A 16,265-nucleotide genomic window follows, 5' to 3' on the forward strand; every position below is an offset into this window, starting at 1 on the left:
ACATAGATTTGCGACATCTCGTCGCTAAATTTGTGAGCGTCTGTGTCGGTGTGTACAATGACCTCCCTTTTGCCCCTGCAAAGCCGACGAACGTTCGGCGTGGAAGGTAACTGGTTGAATTGAAAAGAAATTTGCCTCGATATAAGAGGCAGCCTGGTGAGAAAGCGTCTATGAAAGCAGGTCTGTACCAACCCGATGAATTCAAGGATAACTGCGGTTTCGGCCTGATTGCCCATATGCAGGGCGAGCCCAGTCATACCCTTTTGCAAACGGCCATCGAGGCCCTGACCTGCATGACCCACCGTGGTGGGATCAACGCCGACGGCAAGACCGGTGACGGGTGTGGCTTGCTCATTCAAAAGCCCGACCTGTTCCTGCGCGCTGTCGCCAAAGAACATTTCGCGGCCGATCTGCCCAAGCAGTACGCCGTGGGCATGGTGTTCTTCAACCAGGACCCGGTCAAAGCCGAAGCCGCTCGCGAGAACATGAACCGCGAAATCCTCGCGGCCGGCCTGCAACTCGTCGGCTGGCGCAAAGTGCCGATCGACACCAGCGTGCTCGGTCGCCTGGCCTTGGAGCGCCTGCCGCAGATCGAACAAGTGTTCATCGCGGGCGACGGCCTGAGCGACCAGGACATGGCGATCAAGCTGTTCACCTCGCGTCGTCGCTCGTCCGTGTCGAATGCCGCCGACACCGACCACTACATCTGCAGCTTTTCGCACAAGACCATCATTTATAAAGGCCTGATGATGCCGGCGGACTTGACCGCCTTCTATCCGGACCTGAGCGATGAGCGCCTGCAAACCGCAATCTGCGTGTTCCACCAGCGCTTCTCCACCAACACCCTGCCGAAATGGCCGCTGGCCCAGCCATTCCGCTTCCTCGCCCACAACGGCGAGATCAACACCATCACCGGCAACCGCAACTGGGCCGTGGCCCGTCGCACCAAGTTCGCCAACGATTTGATGGACCTGGAAGAACTCGGCCCGCTGGTCAACCGCGTCGGCTCCGACTCCTCCAGCATGGACAACATGCTCGAACTGATGGTCACTGGCGGCATCGACCTGTTCCGTGGCGTGCGCATGATCATTCCGCCTGCGTGGCAGAACGTCGAGACCATGGACCCCGATCTGCGGGCGTTCTATGAGTACAACTCGATGCACATGGAACCGTGGGACGGCCCGGCCGGCGTGGTCATGACCGACGGCCGCTACGCGGTGTGCCTGCTCGACCGTAACGGTCTGCGCCCGGCGCGTTGGGTGACCACCACCAACGGTTTCATCACCCTGGCGTCGGAAATCGGCGTGTGGAACTACCAGCCGCAAGACGTGATCGCCAAAGGCCGCGTCGGCCCTGGCCAGATCCTCGCCGTGGACACCGAAACCGGGCAGATCCTCGACACCGATGCGATCGACAACCGCTTGAAGTCGCGTCACCCGTACAAGCAATGGCTGCGCAAGAACGCCCTGCGCATCCAGGCGACCATGGAAGACAACGACCACGGTTCGGCGTTCTACGACATCGACCAGCTCAAGCAGTACATGAAGATGTACCAGGTCACGTTCGAAGAGCGCGACCAGGTGCTGCGTCCGCTCGGCGAGCAAGGCTACGAGGCGGTCGGCTCGATGGGCGACGACACGCCGATGGCCGTGCTGTCCCAGCGCGTGCGCACGCCATACGACTACTTCCGCCAGCAGTTCGCCCAGGTGACCAACCCACCGATCGACCCGCTGCGTGAAGCCATCGTGATGTCCCTGGAAGTCTGCCTCGGCGCCGAGCGCAACATCTTCCAGGAATCGCCTGAGCACGCCTCCCGCGTGATCCTCAGCTCGCCGGTCATTTCCCCGGCCAAGTGGCGTTCGCTGATGACCCTGGAGCGCCCAGGCTTCGACCGTCAGATCATCGACCTGAACTACGACGAGAGCCTCGGCCTTGAAGCTGCGGTGCGCAATGTCGCGGACCAGGCCGAAGAAGCCGTGCGCGCCGGGCGTACCCAGATCGTGCTGACCGACCGTCACATTGCACCGGGCAAGCTGCCGATCCACGCTTCTCTGGCCACCGGCGCGGTCCATCACCGCCTGACCGAAAAAGGCCTGCGCTGCGACTCCAACATCCTCGTGGAAACCGCCACGGCCCGCGACCCGCACCATTTCGCGGTGCTGATCGGTTTCGGCGCCTCGGCGGTGTACCCGTTCCTCGCCTACGAAGTGCTCGGTGATCTGATCCGTACCGGCGAAGTCCTGGGCGACCTCTACGAGGTGTTCAAGAACTACCGCAAAGGCATCACCAAGGGCCTGCTGAAGATCCTGTCGAAGATGGGCATCTCCACCGTCACTTCCTACCGTGGCGCGCAGTTGTTCGAGGCCATTGGTCTGTCGGAAGAAGTCTGCGACCTGAGCTTCCGTGGCGTACCGAGCCGCATCAAGGGTGCGCGTTTCGTCGACATCGAAGCCGAACAGAAAGCCCTGGCAGCCGAAGCCTGGAGCGCGCGCAAGCCGATCCAGCAAGGCGGCCTGCTCAAGTTCGTACACGGTGGCGAGTACCACGCCTACAACCCGGACGTGGTCAGCACCCTGCAAGCCGCCGTGCAGCAGGGCGACTACGCCAAGTTCAAGGAATACACCGCGCTGGTGGATAACCGCCCGGTGTCGATGATCCGCGACATGTTCAAGGTGAAAACCCTGGATACGCCGCTGGACATCAGCGAAATCGAACCGCTGGAATCGGTCCTCAAGCGCTTCGACTCCGCCGGTATTTCCCTGGGCGCCTTGTCGCCCGAGGCCCACGAAGCCCTGGCCGAAGCCATGAACCGCCTGGGTGCGCGTTCCAACTCCGGCGAAGGCGGCGAAGACCCGGCGCGCTACGGCACCATCAAGAGCTCGAAAATCAAGCAAGTGGCGACTGGCCGTTTCGGTGTAACCCCCGAATACCTGGTCAACGCCGAAGTGCTGCAGATCAAAGTCGCTCAGGGTGCCAAGCCCGGTGAGGGCGGCCAACTGCCAGGCGGCAAGGTCAACGGTCTGATCGCCAAGCTGCGTTATGCGGTGCCGGGCGTGACCCTGATTTCGCCGCCGCCGCACCACGACATCTACTCGATCGAAGACTTGTCGCAGCTGATTTTCGACCTCAAACAAGTCAATCCGCAGGCCCTGGTCTCGGTGAAACTGGTCGCGGAAGCCGGCGTGGGCACCATCGCCGCCGGTGTGGCCAAGGCCTATGCCGACCTGATCACCATCTCCGGCTACGACGGCGGCACCGGCGCTTCGCCGCTGACCTCGATCAAGTACGCTGGCGCACCGTGGGAGCTCGGCCTGGCCGAGACGCACCAGACCCTGCGCGGCAACGACCTGCGCGGCAAAGTCCGCGTGCAGACCGACGGTGGCCTGAAAACCGGCCTCGACGTGATCAAGGCCGCCATCCTCGGCGCCGAAAGTTTCGGCTTCGGCACCGCGCCGATGATCGCCCTGGGCTGCAAATACCTGCGCATCTGCCACCTGAACAACTGCGCCACTGGCGTCGCCACTCAGAACGAGAAGCTGCGCAAGGATCACTACATCGGCACCGTCGACATGGTGGTGAATTTCTTCACCTACGTCGCCGAAGAAACCCGTGAGTGGCTGGCCAGGCTGGGCGTGCGCTCCCTCGAAGAGCTGATCGGCCGCACCGATCTGCTGGACATCCTCGAAGGCCAGACCGCCAAGCAACAACACCTGGACCTGACGCCGCTGTTGGGCAGCGATCACATCCCGGCAGACAAGCCACAATTCTGCCAGGTGGACCGCAACCCACCGTTCGACAAAGGCCTGCTGGCCGAGAAGATGGTCGAGATGGCCGCTTCGTCGATCAACGACGCCAGCGGTGGCGAATTCAGCATGGACATTTGCAACTGCGACCGCTCCATCGGCGCACGCATCTCCGGCGAAATCGCGCGCAAGCACGGCAACCAGGGCATGGCCAAGGCGCCGATCACCTTCCGTTTCACCGGCACAGCGGGCCAGAGCTTCGGCGTGTGGAACGCCGGCGGTCTGCACATGTACCTGGAAGGTGACGCCAACGACTACGTGGGCAAGGGCATGACCGGCGGCAAGCTGGTGATCGTTCCGCCTAAAGGCAGCGTCTACAAGACCCAGGACAGTGCCATCATCGGCAACACCTGCTTGTACGGCGCCACGGGCGGCAAGCTGTTCGCCGCCGGTACGGCCGGTGAGCGTTTCGCCGTGCGTAACTCCGGTGCCCACACCGTGGTGGAAGGCACTGGCGATCACTGCTGCGAGTACATGACCGGGGGCTTTGTCGCGGTACTGGGCAAGACCGGTTACAACTTCGGTTCGGGCATGACCGGCGGTTTCGCCTACGTGCTCGACCAGGACAACACCTTCGTCGACCGGGTCAACCACGAGTTGGTCGAGATCCAGCGGATCAGCGGCGAAGCGATGGAATCCCACCGTAACCACTTGCAGCACGTGCTGGACGAGTACGTCGAGGAAACCGGCAGCGAATGGGGTCGTAACCTCGCCGAGAACCTTGATGATTACCTGCGTCGTTTCTGGCTGGTCAAGCCCAAGGCTGCCAACCTGAAATCGTTGCTTTCCAGCATCCGTGCCAACCCGCAGTGATATGCGCCTGAAGAGTTTGATGAGGTTTTAACATGGCTGAACGTCTGAATAACGACTTCCAGTTCATCGATGTCGGGCGCAAAGATCCGAAGAAGAAACTGTTGCGTCAACGCAAGAAAGAGTTCGTGGAAATCTACGAACCCTTCAAACCCCAGCAGTCGGCCGACCAGGCCCACCGCTGCCTGGGGTGCGGTAACCCGTATTGCGAATGGAAGTGCCCGGTGCACAACTTCATTCCCAACTGGCTGAAACTGGTGGCCGAGGGCAACATCCTCGCCGCCGCCGAGCTGTCGCACCAGACCAACACCCTGCCGGAAGTCTGCGGCCGGGTGTGCCCGCAGGACCGTCTGTGCGAGGGTGCCTGCACCCTCAACGACGGCTTCGGCGCGGTGACCATCGGTTCGGTGGAGAAGTACATCACCGACACCGCCTTCGCCATGGGCTGGCGCCCGGACATGTCCAAGGTCAAGCCGAACGGCAAGCGCGTCGCGATCATCGGCGCGGGCCCGGCGGGCCTGGGCTGTGCCGACGTGCTGGTGCGTGGCGGCGTGACCCCGGTGGTGTTCGACAAGAACCCGGAAATCGGCGGCCTGCTGACCTTCGGTATCCCCGAGTTCAAGCTGGAAAAAACCGTGCTGAGCCATCGGCGTGAAGTGTTCACCGGCATGGGCATCGAGTTCCGCCTGAACACCGAAGTCGGCAAAGACGTGACCATGGAGCAACTGCTCGAAGAATACGATGCCGTATTCATGGGCATGGGCACCTACACCTACATGAAAGGCGGCTTTGCCGGTGAAGACCTGCCGGGTGTGTACGACGCGCTCGACTTCCTGATCGCCAACGTCAACCGCAACCTGGGCTTTGAAAAGTCGCCGGAAGACTTCGTCGACATGAAAGGCAAGAAGGTCGTGGTGCTGGGCGGTGGCGACACCGCGATGGACTGCAACCGCACCTCGATCCGCCAGGGCGCCAAGTCGGTGACCTGTGCGTATCGTCGTGACGAAGCGAACATGCCGGGCTCGCGCAAAGAGGTGAAGAACGCCAAGGAAGAAGGCGTGAAATTCCTCTACAACCGCCAGCCGATTGCGATTGTCGGTGAAGACCGCGTCGAAGGCGTGAAGGTGGTCGAGACCCGTCTCGGCGAACCGGACGCCCGTGGCCGTCGCAGCCCCGAGCCGATCCCGGGTTCCGAAGAAATCATCCCGGCCGACGCCGTGGTCATCGCCTTCGGCTTCCGCCCAAGCCCGGCGCCGTGGTTCGAGCAGTTCCAGATCCAGACCGACAGCCAGGGCCGCGTCGTCGCCCCGGAGCAAGGCCAGTACAAGCACCAGACCAGCAACCCGAAAATCTTCGCCGGTGGCGACATGGTGCGCGGCTCCGACCTGGTAGTAACGGCGATCTTCGAAGGCCGCAATGCCGCCGAAGGGATCCTGGATTACCTGCAGGTCTAACCCATTTCACCTTTGAAATGTGGCCAAAATGTGGGAGGGGGCTTGCCCCCGATAGCGATGGCCCAGTTAAAGATACTTAGACTGACACACTGCAATCGGGGGCAAGCCCCCTCCCACATTTGGTGTTGATGTGCCCAAGAGATTGTCGTAAATCAACCCGATAGATAAAAGGCACGGCTCATCCCGTGCCTTTTGCGTCGCGCTCTGAGAAAATGCCCGTACTTTTTTTGCGGATGCCGACATGACTGCCCTCAAGAACGACCGTTTCCTTCGTGCCCTGCTCAAGCAGCCCGTTGACGTCACCCCTGTGTGGATGATGCGTCAAGCCGGTCGCTACCTGCCGGAATACCGCGCCAGCCGCGCCAACGCCGGCGACTTCATGAGCCTGTGCATGAACCCGGAGTTCGCCTGCGAAGTCACGATGCAGCCGTTGGACCGCTACCCGGAACTGGATGCGGCCATCCTCTTCTCCGATATCCTCACCATCCCTGACGCCATGGGCCAAGGCCTGTACTTCGAGATCGGCGAAGGCCCGCGGTTCAAGAAAGTCATCAGCACCCTGGCCGACATTGAAGCGCTGCCGATCCCGGACCCGCACAAAGACCTCGGTTACGTGATGGACGCCGTCAGCACCATCCGCCGCGAGCTCAATGGCCGCGTGCCGCTGATCGGCTTCTCCGGCAGCCCCTGGACCCTGGCGACCTACATGGTCGAAGGCGGTTCGTCGAAAGACTTCCGCAAGACCAAGGCCATGCTCTACGACAACCCACAGGCCATGCACCTGCTGCTGGACAAGCTGGCGCAGTCGGTCATCTCGTACCTCAACGGCCAGATCATGGCCGGCGCGCAAGCGGTGCAGATCTTCGACACCTGGGGCGGCAACCTGTCGTCGGCGGCGTACCAGGAGTTCTCCCTGGCCTACATGCGCAAGATCGTCAGCGGCCTGATCCGTGAACACGAAGGCCGTAAAGTGCCGGTGATCCTGTTCACCAAGGGCGGCGGCCTGTGGCTGGAAAGCATCGCCGATGCCGGCGCGGATGCCCTGGGCCTGGACTGGACCTGCGACATCGGCGAAGCCCGCCGCCGCGTCGGCAATCAGGTCGCGCTGCAAGGCAACATGGACCCGACCGTGCTGTACGCCAAGCCGGAAGCCATCTGCACCGAAGTCGGGCGCATCCTGGCCAGCTACGGCAAGGGCAGCGGGCATGTGTTCAACCTGGGTCACGGCATTACGCCGGAAGTGAACCCGGAACATGCCGGCGCGTTCCTGCGTGCGGTGCATGAGTTGTCGGCGCAGTATCACGAGTGATCGGCGCGCAATGAAACACGCCCGGCTTATGCCGGGCGTTTTTGTTTGTCAGGCCGTTTGCAGCGGCGCCAGTTTCGCCAGCTTCAACGCCACCAGCAACGCGCCGATCAACAGTGCGACGATAAACCCACCAATCCCGTTCCACCCGGCGAAGTGCCAGAAGAACCCACCCGCAGTGCCGGCAACGCTCGACCCCGCGTAGTAGCAGAACAGGTACAACGACGACGCCTGCCCCTTGGCCTTCACCGCGCGGCGGCCGATCCAGCTGCTGGCCACCGAGTGGGCGCCGAAGAAACCGAACGTGAACACCAGCATGCCGGGGATCACCAGCCACAGCGGGGTGAACAGGGTCAGGGCGATGCCGGCAAGCATCGACACGATGGTCGCCCACAGCACGCGGCGGCGGCCGAGGCGGTCGGCCAGGGAGCCGATTTTCGCCGAGCTGTAGATGCCCGAGAGGTACACCAGCGACAGCAGGCCGACCACGGCCTGGCTCAGGTCATACGGGTCGGCCAGCAAGCGGTAGCCGATGTAGTTGAACATCGTCACGAACGCGCCCATCAGCAGGAAGGCCTCGAGGAACAGCCACGGCAGGCCCGCGTCCTTGAAGTGCATGACAAAGCCGTCCACCAGGCTGCGCGGCTTGAGGCTACTGGCGCGGAAGTTGCGCGATTCGGGGAGGATCTTCCAGAACACCGTCGCCGCGATCAGGGCCAGGGCGCCGATGATCAGCATTGCCGTGTGCCAACTGACGAAGTCGATCAACACGCCGATGATCAGCCGCCCGCTCATGCCGCCGATGGCGTTGCCGCCGATGTACAGGCCCATGGCGAGGCCGATGTGCTGGGGGTGGATTTCTTCGCTCAGGTAGGTCATCGCCACGGCGGCCAGGCCACTCAGCGACAGGCCCACCAGCGCGCGCATCAGCAAAATCCCTTCCCAACTCGGCATCAGGCCGCTGGCGATGGTGGCCAGCGCGGCGCAGAACAACGCGGCGACCATCACCGGCTTGCGCCCCAGCGTGTCGGAAATCGGCCCGGTGATCAGCAGGCCCAGGGCGAGCATCGCCGTGGACACCGACAGCACCAGGCTGCTTTGCGCCGCGTTGATGGAAAACTCGTGGGACAACGCCGGCATCATCGGCTGCACGCAATACAGCAGGGCAAACGTCGCGAAACCGCCCGAGAACAGCGCCAGCACGGTGCGCATGAACATCGGCGTGCCTTTTTCGATGTACGTGTCAGTGAGCTGCTCCACCCTTTTATCCAGGGCAGTCGGCGGGACTTCTTGAGCGAATGGAGCGACAGCAGATTTCACGGGGACCTCGGGGAGCAAAAGCCTGCCAGGACCGGCAATGCAAAAAAGAATATAGCTGCCTAATGATTCTTTCCAATATATTGTTCGACCTGTTTGATAGCTTTAACGACCTAATGAGGCTGCTATGGAATTACGTCACCTGCGCTACTTCATCGCCGTCGCCGAAGAGCTGCATTTTGGCCGGGCGGCGCAGGTCCTCGGCATCTCGCAACCGCCTCTGAGCCAGCAGATCCAGGCGCTGGAGCACGAGGTGGGCGCGCGCTTGTTCGAGCGCACCAACCGTCGGGTCGAACTGAGCGAAGCCGGGCGGTTGTTCCTGCACGAGGCGCGACTGGTGCTGGCGCAAGTCGATAAGGCCGCAGATGTGGCACGCCGGGCGCAGTTGGGTGAGCTGGGCGAACTGAAGATCGGTTTCACGTCGTCGGCGCCGTTCAATTCGAGCATCCCCCAGGCGATCTTTGCGTTTCGCCAGGCGTTCCCGGCGGTCCACCTGAATTTGCAGGAAATGAGCAGCGCCGTAGTCGCCGAGTCGCTGGTGGATGAGTCGATCCAGGTTGGCCTGATGCGGCCGCTGCCGTTGCCGGATTCGCTAAGTGTGGTGGAGTTGATGCGCGAACCCTTGGTGGCGGTGCTCAACGCTGGTCATCCCTTGGTGCACGGCAGCGAGGGCGGTTTGCACCTGGCGCAGTTGGCCGAGGAGCCGTTCGTGTTTTTCCCGCGCAGCTACGGCAGTGGTCTCTACGCGCAACTGCTCAACCTCGCCCGCGACGCCGGCTTCAGCCCGCACTTTGCCCAGGAAGCCGGGGAGGCGATGACGATCATCGGGTTGGTCGCGGCGGGGTTGGGCGTGTCGGTGCTGCCCGCGTCCTACCAGCGCATCCGCATCGATGGCGTGGTCTATCGCACCCTGCTCGACCAGGAGGCGGTGACGGCGGTATGGCTGGTGCAGCGCAAGGGCGCGCAAACGCCGATGGCGCAGGCGTTTGTGGAGTTGTTGACGCGTAAGGCGGTGCAATAGGCGTGCTGAACTGGCTTTATGTGGCGAGGGAGCAAGCTCCCTCGCCATAGAGTTGGAACGATTTCAGTTCTGCGGCGCCGTATTCGCTTCATTCACACCATAGTTGCGCAACCCCGCCATGATGTCCCGATCCAGCATGCTCACCCAACGGTTGTAGTTGCGATGGATCTTGCCGTCCTTGTAGCCCAGGTCGCGGCTGTCGCGGTAGGTGATGGCGTAGCTGTTGCGGGTGTAGCGGATGTCGATGGCGGCGTAGAACTGATTGCGCACGGTGATCTCAGCCTGCACCAGTTGCGGGCTCAGGCGTTGCACGGTCCATTCGCGTTTTTGCAGGGCGGCGACGATCGCCTGTTTGACTTTTTCTTCGCTGACCTGGGCACTCGCCGGCAGGTCGTGCTGGGTGTTGAGCACCGGTTTGCTGGTGCAACCGGCGCTGCTCAGCAGGGCCAGGGTGATCAGGGTGGCGCGTAGCAAGGAAGACATTCCGTTTTCTCCAGTCGATTAAAAGTCAGGGCCAGCGGCGGAAGATCAACGAGGTGTTGACGCCGCCAAAGGCAAAATTGTTGTTCATCACGTAGTCGTGGTGCATCTCGCGAAACTCACCTTGCAGGTAATCCAGCTCGCCACACTGTGGGTCGACGGAATCCAGGTTGAAGGTGTGGACGTACTGGTCGCGGTTCATCATCTCGATGCTGAACCACGACTCCAGCGCCCCGCACGCGCCCAGGGTGTGGCCGAGGAAGCTCTTCTGCGAACTGATGGGCATGCGGCTGCCGAACAGGCTGTGGGTGGCCAGGGTCTCGGCGATGTCGCCCTGGTCGGTGGCGGTGCCATGGCCGTTCACATAGCCGATGGCCGAGGGCTCAAGCCCGGCGTCTTCCAGGGCCAGCTCCATGGCGCGGCGCATGGTTTTCTGTTCCGGGCGGGTGGTGTGCTGGCCGTCGGCGTTGCTGCCGAAACCGACAATTTCGGCGTGGATATGCGCGCCACGGGCCAGGGCGTGTTCGAGTTCTTCGAGCACCAGCATGCCGCCGCCTTCGCCGATCACCAGGCCGTCGCGGCCGCTGTCGTAGGGGCGCGGGCTGGTCTGTGGCGCATCGTTCTTCAGGCTGGTGGCGTAGAGCGCGTCGAACACCATGGCTTCGGTGGGGCACAGCTCTTCGGCGCCGCCGGCGAGCATCAGCGGCAGGCGTCCGAACTTGATCGCCTCATAGGCATAGCCGATGCCCTGGCTGCCGCTGGTGCAAGCGCTGGACGTGGGGATCAAGCGCCCGGTGAGGCCAAAAAAGATGCTGATATTCGCCGCCGTGGTATGGGGCATCATGCGCACATAGGAGTTGGCGTTCAGCCCCTCGGCCACCGAGTTGAGCAGCATGTTGCCGAACGCCTTGATCTCGTCGGTGCTGCCGGTGGACGAGCCGCAGGCCACGCCCATGCGTCCGTCCTTGATCGACTCGTCACCGAGCAAGCCGGCGTCTTTTAACGCCTGCTCCGCCGCCCACACCGCCAGGCGCGATACGCGGCCCATGCTGCGCAGTTGTTTGCGCGTCCAGTGCGCAGGCACGACAAAATCATCGATCGGCCCGGCCAGGCGCGTGTTCAATTCGCTAAAACGGTCCCACTCGTCCATGCGCCGGATGCCGCTGCGGTTGGCGCGAAAGTTGGCGGCGATGGTGTCCCAGTCACTGCCCAGGGAGGTGATGCCGGCCATGCCGGTTACGACCACGCGCTTCATCAGCACAGACCTCCGTTCACGGCCAAGACCTGGCGGGTGATATAGCCCGCTTCGGCCGACATCAGGAAATTCACCGCGCCGGCGACTTCTTCCGGCGTGCCCATGCGCTGCGCCGGGATCATCTTCATCAGCTCTTCCACCGGTACGTTTTCATCGAGCATCGCGGTGTCGATCAAACCCGGTGCGACGCAGTTGACGGTGATCTTGCGCTTGCCCAACTCGATGGCCAGGGCCTTGGCCGCGCCGATCAGGCCGGCCTTGGAGGCGCTGTAGTTGACCTGGCCGCGATTGCCGATCAGCCCGGACACCGAGGTGATACACACGATACGCCCGGCTGCGCGCCGACGGATCATCGGCATCATCACCGGGTGCAGCACGTTATAGAAACCGTCGAGGTTGGTGCGTATCACCACGTCCCAGTCGTCTTCCGACAAGGCCGGGAACGCGCCGTCGCGGGTCAGGCCTGCGTTGAGCACCACGCCATAATACGCGCCATGTTGCTCCACGTCGGCTTCGAGGATTGCCTTGCACTCGGCACGCTCGGAAACGTCGAATTGCAGCACCCGCGCCTTGCGGCCCAGGGCCTCGATCTCGACCTGCACCGCGTCGGCTTCTGCTCGACCGCTGCGGCAATGCAGCACGATGTCGTGCCCGGCTTGGGCCAGGCGCAAGGCAATGGCGCGGCCGATGCCACGGCTGGAGCCGGTGACCAGTACGGATTCAGTCATGGCGTTTCGTCCTTCGATTCATCTAAATAGGTGGCCGCCTGGGGCGGTCGAAATACGTTCAAGCGGGCGCTGGCGTGGATGCCGTCGCCGGTGAGGTGGCATTCGAACACACCCATGCCGTTGTCGTCTTCCAGGGACCGCAGGCCGTGGATGGTCAGCTCGGTACCGGCTGGGAAGTGCTCGACGTTGCACTCGAACTTACGTGTGCCCAATAGGAAGCCCAGTTCTACCGCCTGGCCGTTCTGGCGCGCGCGGCAACCGGCGTAGGCCGCGACGCTTTGCGCCATCAGCTCGATACCGACCCAGGCCGGCAGGCTGCCGTCCGGGCGATTGAACAAGCCACCAGGCTTGACGGTGAGGCGGGTGTGAATCTGCTCTTCATCGAACGACAGCACCTGGTCAATCAGGATCATGTCGCCCGCATGGGGCAGCAGTGTGGCGAGTGGCCAATCGATCATGGGGCCTCTCCGATAATCAGGCTGACGTTGTTGCCGCCGAACGCAAACGAGTTGCTCATCAGGCAGCGTTTTTCCAGGGCGGCGCCGCTGCGTGCCCACTGCAAGGCGGGCAGCGCCGGGTCGCCCTGGCCGTCCCAGACGTGGGGCGGCAGCCGGCCGTGGGCCAGGCTCAGCCAGCAGAACGCCGCTTCCAGCGCGCCGGCTGCGCCCAGGGTGTGGCCGCTCATCGGTTTGGTCGATGAACAGGCCACGCCGTCGGGGAACAGGCTGGCGACGGCCAGGCTTTCCATGGCGTCGTTGTGTTGGGTGGCGGTGCCGTGCAGGTTCAGGTAGCCGATCTGCTCAGGCGTTAAGCGAGCGCTGGCCAGGGCCTTGCGCATTGCCTGCAACGCGCCTTTACCGCTGGGCTCCGGCGCGGAAATATGATGCGCATCGCAACTCGCGCCACTGCCTAGCAGCGCGATGGGGGCCGGCTCGCGCGTCATCAAAAACAACACCGCCGCTTCGCCGATGTTGATGCCGTTGCGGTTCACCGAAAACGGGTTGCAACGTTCGTTCGAGACCGCCTCCAGCGCGGTAAAACCGTTGAGGGTCAGCTTGCACAGGCTGTCGACGCCGCCGCAGATCACCGCATCGCACAGCCCCAGCTCCAGCAGGCGCCGAGCGCTCATCAAGGCGCGGGCGCTGGAGGTGCAGGCGGTGGAAATCACATAGGCCGGGCCGCTCAGTTGCAGCCAGTCGGCGAGGAAGTTCGCCGGGGCGCTGAGTTCCTGTTGTTGGTAGTCATAGTCGTCGGGGAACTGGTGATCGCGCAGGTAATGGGCAATGCCGCGACTGGCTTCGTCGATGCCCGAGGTGCTGGTGCCGAGCACAATGCCGACTCGCGCCGCGCCGTAGCGTTGGATCGCCTGGCGGATCTGGCCTTCGATCTGCAACGCGGCTTCCAGCAGCAACTGGTTATTGCGGCTGCTCTGCTGGCCCAACTCGGGCGGGATGGTCGCCAGTTCGCCCGGCACACCGCCAACCGGCAGCACCCGCTCGGGCACCCAGCCGCTTTCGGCGCGCATGCCGGAGCAGTCGCCGGCAAACAGGCTGCGGCTGACGTCGGCCTGGCCGCGTCCGAGGGCGCAGATCACGCCGAGGGCATTGAGGTAGGCGGTCATCGCGCCATTCCCAGCGGGGTGATGCGATAGCTCAGCGGTTGCCCGCGCATGCGAACGCTGAACACCTCGGATGACTGATAGACGATTTGCCAATGACCCGGCAGGGTGCGCGTCAGGTCCATCGCTTGGGCGTTCGGGTAAAGCGCGCGGAGGTCATCCGCCGAGGTCAGGGCAAACAGCAACGCGGCGAACAGCTCGCGCGCCTGCGGATTGGGCGGCAGCAACCCGTCGGCCTGCCACGTTCCGTCGATCAGTTTTTGCCGGGCCTGGGGGATGCCCAGCGGGTCCATCATCGACCAGCGGATCGCAGCGCCTTCGCGCTGGATCACCAGCAACCAGTCCTGGCTCTGACCGTCCGCCAGGCGCTGCACGTGCAGTTGCATCGGCAAGGCGAGTGCCGGGGTTCTTTCCGGCAATGGCGGTTGGCTGGCGCAGGCGCTCAGCAGCAACAGGCAGCCGATCAGCAGCAAACGCATCATGGTGCCGCGCTCGCCAAGGGCTTGCGTGCCACGCAGTTGACCAGGGTTTCTTCGCGCTGGCCCACCGGCGGTGCCTTGCGCAGGCCCCAGCGTTCCAGCAGGCCGAAATCACTGGCCCGGCTCCACCACAAGTAGGGGTACGAGACGTTCTGCGCGCCGAACTCAAAGCCCTGTTCGTGCAGCATCTGCAGGTACTCTTCGGCGCTTTTCTGCACCTGCATGGGGTGGCGGAACAGCCAGCGAATCACCCAGGTGTCGATATAGGCTTCGGTGGACTCGGCAAACAGCAAGTAGCCGCCGGGCTTGAGCACCCGATAGAACTCTTTCAGTGCGCGATGCTGCTCAACCAGATGATGGAAGGTCTGATGGCAAAACAGGATATCAACGCTGGCGTCCGCGACGTTGAGGGTGGCGCAGTCGCTGCCGATCAGCTCGACGTTCAGCCCTTGGCGCGCGGCCTCCGCCTTGCTCAGTTCCAGGCTGTGCGGGTCGGCATCCAGCCCGATCAGGCGCGACGGCTCGAACACCTGCTGCAGCAGCTTGAAGGATTTGCCCTGGCCGCAGCCGGCGTCCAGCAATACCGGCGCCACCGGCAGCGGCTCGCTGAACAGGCGGCGCAGGTCGTTGATCGCCACGCGCAACACGTGGTGCTGCCAGGTGTGGCTGCGCAGGAACCAGAAGCCGAATTTGGTTTCCTCGACGTAGTTCTTACTTAAGTACTGACTGCTCACACGGCATCCCCTGCACAAATTTCCGACAACATCCGTAACCGCCGTTTGGGCTCGCTGACAAACGGGTTGCGCTCATCCCAGGCGTAGCCGGCGAGGATCGAGCTGATCATCCGGCGAATCTCCGGCGAGCTGCCGGCGTGAAAAATAACATCCTGGAACGTCCCGGCGTACCAGCCTTCGACGTAGCAGCGGAAGGTGTCGACGCCGCGCTTCAACGGCTCGGCAAACTCGCGCTGCCAGTCCACGGTTTCGCCGTTGAGCTGACGATGCAGCACGCCGGCCGCCATGCTCGCCGAGCGCATGGCGATGGTCACGCCGGAGGAGAACACCGGGTCGAGGAATTCCGCCGCGTTGCCCAGCAGCGCAAAGCCCGGGCCGTGCAAGGTTTTGACGTTGGCCGAGTAGCCGCCGATGGTGCGCGCGGGGGTGTCCCACACGGCGTTTTGCAGCACGCCGGACAGGCTCGGGGTTTCGTCGATGAACCCGCGCAGGCAGGCGTCGAGATCGGCGTCACGGCCGGCAAAATGTTCCTTGGCCGCCACCACACCCACCGAGCAACGGCCGTTGCTGAACGGGATGGTCCAGAACCAGATGTCGCGTTGGGTCGGGTGGGTTGTCACGAGGATCTTGGTGCGGTCGAAGCCTGGGTGTTCGATGCGGTCCTCGACATGGGTGAACACCGCCTGGCGCAGCGGGAAGTCCGACGGCGCTTCGAGGTCCAACAGGCGCGGCAGTACGCGGCCATAGCCGCTGGCATCGAGCACGAATTTGGCTTTGACGTGATACTCGCTGCCGTTCTCCCGGCGCACATGCAGGTAGTGGGTTTCACCGCTGAAATCCACGCCGACGATGGTTTCGCCGTAACGGATGTCGACGCCTTGCAGCGCCGCCTGATCGGCCAGCAACTTGTCAAACTCGCCGCGCTGCACCTGGAAGGTGGTCGGCTTGCCGTGGCTGAACGTGTCAGCGAAATCAAACGCGCTGTAACGCTCGCCCCAGGCGAACGCGGCACCGGTTTTTACCTGGAAGCCGGCCGCCTGCACGGCGTCGAGCATGCCGGCTTCTTCGATAAAGTCGATGCAGTGCGACAGCAGGCTTTCACCAATCGAAAAGCGCGGGAAATGCTGGCGCTCGATAATCAGCACATCATGCCCTTTACGCTTTAACAGCGCGGCGGCGATGGCACCGGACGGGCCGGCACCGATCACCACCACCTGGCGACGTTCCATTTCAACTATGGGCACGAGGGCTCCTTGCCGC

General features: G+C 63.1%; 13 protein-coding genes. 4 read left to right on the forward strand and 9 right to left on the reverse strand.

Translation table 11 applies throughout. The features are described from left to right. Window positions 1-170 precede the first annotated feature (170 nt). The 3 genes from gltB (at window position 171) to hemE (ending at window position 7,376) form a co-directional block, all read left to right on the forward strand. The gene (gltB, locus tag U5A08_RS02105) at window positions 171-4,616 is read left to right on the forward strand and encodes a glutamate synthase large subunit (RefSeq protein ID WP_253392902.1); all 4,446 of its coding nucleotides are present in this window, start codon (window positions 171-173) and stop codon (window positions 4,614-4,616) included. A 32-nt stretch (window positions 4,617-4,648) separates the two neighbouring features. Next, window positions 4,649-6,067: an FAD-dependent oxidoreductase gene (locus U5A08_RS02110; protein ID WP_321850076.1), complete on the forward strand. Its 1,419-nt coding sequence runs from the start codon at window positions 4,649-4,651 to the stop codon at window positions 6,065-6,067. 241 nt (window positions 6,068-6,308) lie between these two features. Further along, complete coding sequence (gene hemE, locus U5A08_RS02115) at window positions 6,309-7,376, forward strand: uroporphyrinogen decarboxylase (protein ID WP_321850077.1); 1,068 nt, start codon at window positions 6,309-6,311, stop codon at window positions 7,374-7,376. Window positions 7,377-7,424: 48 nt separating this feature from the next. Here the strand turns inward: hemE and U5A08_RS02120 are convergent, their stop codons facing one another. Next, entirely contained in the window at window positions 7,425-8,693 is a 1,269-nt protein-coding gene (locus U5A08_RS02120; protein WP_253392908.1) for an MFS transporter, read from the reverse strand. Between the two features lie 124 nt (window positions 8,694-8,817). Here U5A08_RS02120 and U5A08_RS02125 point away from each other — a divergent pair, with 124 nt between their 5' ends. Next, on the forward strand, window positions 8,818-9,711 hold the full coding sequence (locus tag U5A08_RS02125) for a LysR family transcriptional regulator (protein WP_321850081.1): 894 nt from the start codon (window positions 8,818-8,820) through the stop codon (window positions 9,709-9,711). A 63-nt stretch (window positions 9,712-9,774) separates the two neighbouring features. On the opposite strand, the gene U5A08_RS02130 is transcribed toward U5A08_RS02125, so the two are convergent. Genes U5A08_RS02130 through U5A08_RS02165 form a run of 8 tightly spaced genes read right to left on the reverse strand, consistent with a single transcriptional unit; the run spans window position 9,775 to window position 16,249 of the window. Further along, complete coding sequence (locus U5A08_RS02130; protein WP_321850083.1) at window positions 9,775-10,194, reverse strand: hypothetical protein; 420 nt, start codon at window positions 10,192-10,194, stop codon at window positions 9,775-9,777. Window positions 10,195-10,219: 25 nt separating this feature from the next. After that, the gene (locus U5A08_RS02135; protein WP_253392915.1) at window positions 10,220-11,446 is read right to left on the reverse strand and encodes a beta-ketoacyl-ACP synthase; all 1,227 of its coding nucleotides are present in this window, start codon (window positions 11,444-11,446) and stop codon (window positions 10,220-10,222) included. Then, window positions 11,446-12,174, reverse strand: a complete 729-nt coding sequence (gene fabG, locus U5A08_RS02140; protein ID WP_321850084.1) for a 3-oxoacyl-ACP reductase FabG — start codon at window positions 12,172-12,174, stop codon at window positions 11,446-11,448. The genes U5A08_RS02135 and fabG overlap by 1 nt, the downstream gene beginning before the upstream one ends. Then, window positions 12,171-12,632, reverse strand: a complete 462-nt coding sequence (locus tag U5A08_RS02145; protein ID WP_247402200.1) for a hotdog family protein — start codon at window positions 12,630-12,632, stop codon at window positions 12,171-12,173. Before U5A08_RS02145 ends, fabG begins: the two co-directional genes overlap by 4 nt. Further along, window positions 12,629-13,795, reverse strand: a complete 1,167-nt coding sequence (locus U5A08_RS02150; RefSeq protein ID WP_321850086.1) for a beta-ketoacyl-[acyl-carrier-protein] synthase family protein — start codon at window positions 13,793-13,795, stop codon at window positions 12,629-12,631. The genes U5A08_RS02145 and U5A08_RS02150 overlap by 4 nt, the downstream gene beginning before the upstream one ends. Next, window positions 13,792-14,274, reverse strand: coding sequence for a hypothetical protein (locus tag U5A08_RS02155; protein WP_253392919.1), 483 nt, complete (start codon window positions 14,272-14,274; stop codon window positions 13,792-13,794). Before U5A08_RS02155 ends, U5A08_RS02150 begins: the two co-directional genes overlap by 4 nt. Beyond that, window positions 14,271-15,005, reverse strand: coding sequence for a class I SAM-dependent methyltransferase (locus tag U5A08_RS02160; protein WP_321850089.1), 735 nt, complete (start codon window positions 15,003-15,005; stop codon window positions 14,271-14,273). Before U5A08_RS02160 ends, U5A08_RS02155 begins: the two co-directional genes overlap by 4 nt. Beyond that, on the reverse strand, window positions 15,002-16,249 hold the full coding sequence (locus U5A08_RS02165; RefSeq protein ID WP_321850090.1) for an NAD(P)/FAD-dependent oxidoreductase: 1,248 nt from the start codon (window positions 16,247-16,249) through the stop codon (window positions 15,002-15,004). Before U5A08_RS02165 ends, U5A08_RS02160 begins: the two co-directional genes overlap by 4 nt. Between the last annotated feature and the right edge of the window lie 16 nt (window positions 16,250-16,265).

The organism is Pseudomonas paraveronii, from assembly GCF_963681955.1.
Taxonomy (GTDB): domain Bacteria; phylum Pseudomonadota; class Gammaproteobacteria; order Pseudomonadales; family Pseudomonadaceae; genus Aquipseudomonas; species Aquipseudomonas paraveronii.